This is a genomic window from Candidatus Pelagibacter communis (assembly GCF_001179945.1).
Classification (GTDB): domain Bacteria; phylum Pseudomonadota; class Alphaproteobacteria; order Pelagibacterales; family Pelagibacteraceae; genus Pelagilacustribacter; species Pelagilacustribacter ubique_A.
The window spans coordinates 44,874-50,970 of record NZ_CVSG01000079.1; the positions used below are offsets into that span (position 1 = coordinate 44,874).

At 32.4% G+C, this 6,097-nt stretch carries 6 protein-coding genes; all 6 read right to left on the reverse strand.

Features of this window, described 5'->3' with window-relative positions:
- Positions 1–9 precede the first annotated feature (9 nt).
- A complete protein-coding gene (locus AMN78_RS03650; RefSeq protein ID WP_075534228.1) occupies positions 10–939 on the reverse strand; it encodes an adenosine kinase in 930 nt (309 codons plus the stop codon).
- Positions 940–1,593 (reverse strand): endonuclease III, encoded by a 654-nt coding sequence (nth, locus tag AMN78_RS03655; protein ID WP_075534229.1) that lies wholly within the window; start codon positions 1,591–1,593, stop codon positions 940–942.
- Positions 1,590–2,366, reverse strand: a complete 777-nt coding sequence (gene dapB, locus AMN78_RS03660) for a 4-hydroxy-tetrahydrodipicolinate reductase (RefSeq protein WP_075534230.1) — start codon at positions 2,364–2,366, stop codon at positions 1,590–1,592. Before dapB ends, nth begins: the two co-directional genes overlap by 4 nt.
- Before the next feature lie 172 nt (positions 2,367–2,538).
- Positions 2,539–3,666 (reverse strand): molecular chaperone DnaJ, encoded by a 1,128-nt coding sequence (gene dnaJ / locus AMN78_RS03665; RefSeq protein WP_075534231.1) that lies wholly within the window; start codon positions 3,664–3,666, stop codon positions 2,539–2,541.
- A gap of 23 nt (positions 3,667–3,689) precedes the next feature.
- On the reverse strand, positions 3,690–5,615 hold the full coding sequence (gene dnaK, locus AMN78_RS03670) for a molecular chaperone DnaK (RefSeq protein ID WP_075534232.1): 1,926 nt from the start codon (positions 5,613–5,615) through the stop codon (positions 3,690–3,692).
- Positions 5,616–5,686: 71 nt separating this feature from the next.
- The coding region (locus AMN78_RS03675; RefSeq protein ID WP_075534233.1) for a nucleotide exchange factor GrpE at positions 5,687–6,097 on the reverse strand (411 nt) is incomplete at its 5' end.

Sequence of the window (6,097 nt, forward strand, 5' to 3'; positions counted from 1 at the left end):
CTTAATTAATCAATTAAGTCTAGCCCCTATTATTTGAATTACTTTAGATGACATTTCTGTGCCAGTTTCCAAACTTTCTTTAGTAGATTTATTGTTTATCAAACCATGCAAAAAACCACCTGCAAATAAATCTCCTGCACCTGTTAAATCTTTTATTTGAAGATTCTTTTTTGCAGGACACTCTACAACTTCATTTTTATTTATTGCAATTGCACCCTTATCACCCCGCGTGATAACTATTAACTTATTTATTTTTTTGGCAAAATTGATTACATCATCGAATTTTTTCACATCAATAAGTGACATAATTTCTTGCTCATTTGCAAAAGTAATATCTAATTTATTTTTTACCAACTCTAAAAAATGTGGCTTATGTCTTTCCACACAAAATAAATCAGATAATGACATTGCAACTTTTTTTGAATTATTAATTGCTTTTTCAAATGCTTTCTTGGGTTCACCTTCGTCCCAAAGATACCCCTCTAAAAATAAGATTTCACTATCTTTGACTGCATTTTTATCAATATCTTGCTCATTAATTCTTCCTGCAGTACCAAGAAAAGTTACCATAGTTCTTTCAGAGTCAGGCGTGATTAATATCAAGCAAGTTCCAGTTGGAACTTCTTCTTTTTTCTTTGAGTAGAAATATTGCACATTTTCTTTTTTTAAGCCTTCTTCATATTTATTACCTAAATCATCATCACTTACTTTGCCTATAAAACCAACTTTATTTCCAAGTTGTGAGAGACCTACTATTGAGTTCGCAACTGATCCTCCTGAGACGGTGTCTTCTATTTTAAGACTTGATAATAGTTTTTTAAATTCAGCCTCATCCACAAGTTTCATTGTGCTTTTTATTAAGTTATTCTGAGAAATAAATTTGTCATCAACTTTACAAATTACATCCACAATTGCATTGCCAATTCCTAGGATTTTCATTTAAGCTTTTTTTGTTTTAATAGGTTTTGATCTATTTGGATAACAGCTTTTACAAATTTTACAAGTTATTCCATAACAATCCCGGGCCTTGCAATATTCTCTTCCGTACCAAATTATTTGTAAATGAAGTTTATTCCAGTATTTTTTAGGAAAAATTTTTTTTAAATCCTCTTCTGTCTGAACAACACTTTTTCCATTTGTTAAACCCCATCTTTGAGCTAATCTATGGATATGTGTATCGACTGGAAAAGCAGGAAACCCAAAACCTTGAGACATGACAACGCTTGCAGTTTTATGACCGACACCTGGAAGTTGTTCTAACTCTTCGTAAGTTTTCGGAACTTTACCTTTATACTTTTCAACTAATGTTTTTGATAAGTAGAATATGCTTTTAGCTTTAACTCTAAATATTCCAATTCTTTTTATTAATCTCTCAATTTTCTTTCTGCCTAGTTTTACAAAATGATGAGGTTTATTATAATTTGGGTAAATATTTTTTGTAACATTATTGACATTTATATCAGTACACTGGGCAGAGAGAAGAACTGAAACTAAAAGAGTAAAAGTGTTTTTATATTTCAAAGGTATAGGCACTTTTGGATATGTTTTATTTAATATCCTTAAAATAATATTAGCTTTTTTTTTATTGTTCACTTAAAGTTAAGTAGGTCTCTCATAGAGTAAAGACCCGCTTTTTTAGACATTAACCAAGTAGCTGCTGTTAAGGCACCTTCAGAATATAGGGCTCTATCAAAAGATTCGTGGTTAAGCCGTAATATTTCTTTTCCACTAGAAAATCTAACTTCATGTTCTCCAATTACTTCACCTTTACGAATAGAGTTAAAATTTATTTTTTGAGAGTAAGGAAAAGTTTTTTTATTTAAATATTTTTTACCTATTAATCTATAAAAATTTTTATTTTTCCCGTTCGCTATTCCTCTTCCTAACATTAAAGCTGTCCCAGAAGGGTAATCAATTTTATGTTTATGATGAACTTCATGTACCTTACTTAAAAAATTATTACCTAAAGATTTTGAGGTAATTTCTGTCAAATACATAAGCAAGTTTACCCCAAGGCTCATATTACCAGCTTTAAGAATGGGAATTTTCTTTGAAAAATTTTTGATTAAAATTTCCTGTTTTTTTGTAAACCCTGTTGTACCAATAACTACTCTTTTTTTTTGTTTTGCTGCCATTTTAAGAATTTCCAACGTACAGTCAGGAACTGTAAAATCTATTATTACGTTTGTTTTTTCAAAAGCTGCAGGTGAATTTATTTCAGGCTTCATTCCAGAAATTTTTTTATTTATTTTTCTATTTTCAGTGAGAGAAACGAGTTTAAAAATTTTATTCTTATTTGCAGATTTTACAAGTTGCTGTCCCATTCTACCCATACAACCTGTTATAGTTAAATTAATTTTTTTCATTATTTAATTAAATAAATTATTATAATAATCGCTAGAACAATTATAGTCCATATTGATAAATTATTTAAAAATTGTTTTATTTTACTATTCGTAGATAAAAAACCAGGTAAGATTAAAATAAGAACTGCAATAAGAAATATTGCAGACATTATTTGATCAGTTTCCATTTTAATTATGTTTTTTTCCAGAACTTTTTAGCCTTTTCAAAAAAGCTCTTAATCGCTGGATCTGGCTTGTTAGATTCAATTTCATTAAATTCTTCTAGTATTTCTCTCTGTCTTTTAGAAAGTGAACTTGGTACTTGGGTGACGACTCTTATATAAAGATCACCGAATATATTTCTTCTTAAGACAGGCATACCTTTGCCTTTTAATCTAAATTGTTTTCCGTGTTGTGTCCCTGCAGGAATTTTAATTTTTGACTTACCCCCATCAATTGAAGGTACTTCAACTGATGTTCCTAAGGCTGCATCAGAAAAAGAAATTGGAAGTTCATAATACAAATTTTCATCTGATCTTTTAAATATATTATGATTATCTATTGAAACAAAAAGATATAAATCTCCACTAGAACCTCCCTTCGAACCAGCTTCACCTTTGCCAGAAAGCCTTATTCTTGTTCCATCATCAACTCCCTTTGGAATTTTAACTGTTACATTTTCATTGGCTTGTACTTTTCCGTTTCCACTACAATTGTTACAAGGTGTTCCTATCATTTCACCATATCCACTACACTGCGGACAAGTTTGTTGAACAGTAAAAAAACCTTGATTAGTTCTTACTTTACCTCTTCCTGAACAGTAATCACATCTGATAGGCTTAGAACCTTTCGCTGCACCACTTCCAGAGCAAGATTTACAAGATTTATATGTCGTGTATCTGACATTTTTTTCAGTCCCATCGTATGCTTCTTCTAAACTTATACTGACATCGTACCTTAAATCATTTCCTCTATTACTTGATCTTCTTGAAGAACCGCCTCCTCCAAAATCACTAAAAAAATCTTCAAAAATATCTGAAAAAGATGAACTATCAAATCCACCAAACCCTTGAAATCCACCACCTCCACCTGCACCTTCAAAAGCTGCGTGACCAAATTGATCGTAATTAGCTTTTCGCTTGTCATCAGAGAGTATGTGATAAGCTTCGCTTGCCTCTTTAAATTTTTCCTCAGAAGCTTTGTCACCTTTAGTTTTGTCTGGATGATATTTAAGGGCTAGTTTTCTATAAGCTTTTTTAATATCGTCTTTAGATGCACCTTTCGGAATACCTAAGACATCATAACAATCTCTTTTAGCCACAGGACGTCTCCTTATTTTTTATCTTAGGCGCTTTTCTCTTTGTCTTCTTTTACGTCTTCAAAATCAGCATCTACAACATTATCTTTTTCACCAGGCTTAGTATCTTTTGGCCCACTATCAGATTTGTCATCTTTATTTGGTTTTTGTTGGCTTTTATATACAGCTTCACCCAATTTCATAGAAACCTGTATTAAACTTTGTGTTTTTTTCTTTATGTCTTCAATGTCTGTTCCCTCTAAAGATTTTTTAAGATCAGTTATTCCATTTTCTATCGCTTTTTTCTCTTCAGCAGAAACCTTATCACCATGTTCTTTCAAACTTTTTTCTGTAGAAAAGACTAAACTATCGGCTTGGTTTCTTGCATCAACTGTCTCTCTTTTCTTCTTATCAGCTTCTTTGTTAGCTTCGGCATCTTTAACCATTTTTTGAATTTCTTCATCAGATAAACCACCTGAGGCTTGAATTTGAATCTTTTGTTCTTTTCCAGTTCCTTTATCTTTCGCAGATACACTAACTATACCGTTAGCATCAATGTCAAATGTAACTTCAATTTGTGGCGTTCCTCTAGGTGCTGGAGCTATTCCTACTAACTCGAAGTTTCCAAGGATTTTATTATCTGCTGCCATCTCCCTTTCTCCTTGAAGTACTCTTATTGACACAGCGGGCTGATTATCTTCAGCTGTGGAAAATACCTGACTTTTTTTAGTTGGTATCGTAGTATTTTTTTCAATTAATTTAGTAGACACTCCTCCAAGAGTTTCGATTCCCAATGAGAGAGGTGTAACGTCCAATAGTAACACATCCTTAACATCGCCTTGCAATACTCCTCCTTGGATAGCAGCCCCCATCGCAACCACTTCATCAGGATTTACACTTTTATTTGGTTCTTTACCGAAGAAATTTTTTACTGTTTCTATAATTTTAGGCATTCTTGTCATTCCGCCTACAAGCACTACTTCGTTAATTTCAGCTGCAGAAAAACCAGAGTCTTTTAAAGCGGTTTTACAAGGTTCTAAAGTTCTATCGACTAAACTTTGTACTAAAGCTTCAAGTTTTGCTCTGGTGAATTTTAAATTAAGATGTTTCGGTCCAGTTTTGTCAGCAGTAATAAAAGGTAAATTTATTTCAGTTTGTGCTGCAGAGGAAAGTTCAATCTTTGCTTTTTCGGCCGCCTCTTTTAGTCTTTGTAGTGCAAGCTTATCTGTTTTTAAGTCAATGCCGTTATCTTTTTTAAACTCAGTAGCAAGATATTCTACAATCGAGTCGTCAAAATCTTCTCCCCCTAAAAAGGTGTCCCCATTAGTAGACTTTACTTCAAAAACTCCATCACCAATTTCTAAAATAGATATATCAAATGTACCGCCTCCTAAATCATATACAGCAATTTTTTTTCCACCTTTTTTGTCAAGACCATACGCAAGTGAAGCAGCGGTAGGTTCATTTATAATTCTTAAAACTTCTAAACCTGCAATTTTTCCTGCATCCTTGGTTGCTTGTCTTTGAGAGTCATTAAAATAAGCTGGCACAGTTATTACTGCTTTAGTTACAGCTTGACCTAAATATTTTTCAGCTGTCTCTTTCATTTTTTGCAAAACAAAAGCAGAAATTTGTGCTGGAGAATACTTTTTTCCTCTTCCTTCAACCCAAGCGTCGCCATTATCAGATTTAATTATTTTGTATGGGACTTTAGAAATATCTTTTTGCACAGATGGACCATCGAATTTTCTACCAATTAGTCTTTTAACTGCAAAAATTGTATCACCAGCATTAGTTACAGCCTGTCTTTTTGCAGGTTGTCCTACCAATTTTTCCTCTTTATCTAAGAATGCAACCACTGATGGGGTCGTTCTAGCACCCTCTACGTTTTCTAAAACTTTTGCCTGGCTACCATCCATTATTGCTACGCAAGAATTTGTAGTACCTAAGTCTATTCCAATTACTTTACTCATAATTATTGTTCCTCATGTTAGATTTATATGGGTGCTTTTTTTCTTACTACAAGCTTATTTTCACCCTTTTTTTACGTTTTTTCTGTGCTTTTTGCATTTTTTTTCTTAGCGACGCCTACTAAAGCCGGTCTTAACAATCTTTGTCCTAACATATAGCCTGTTTGTATTTCTTGAATAACTGATCCAGCTTCATTTTTCTCATCCTCTATTTCAGTCATTGCTTGATGAAGATTGGGGTCAAATTTTTTGCCTTTAGCTTCTATTCTCTTAATGTTATTTTTTTCAAAAATTGATACTAAATCTTTCTCTATAATATCGATATTTTCAAGAAACTTATCTAAATCTTTGTTATCTTTTAATGCAGTATCGTTTTTAATTGCGTCTTTTGCTCGTTGCAAGTTGTCTAAAATTGACAAACTTTCTCTTGCGAAATTAAAAGAGCCAAATTCAAAAGCATCTTTGATTTCTTTTTCAAACCTTCT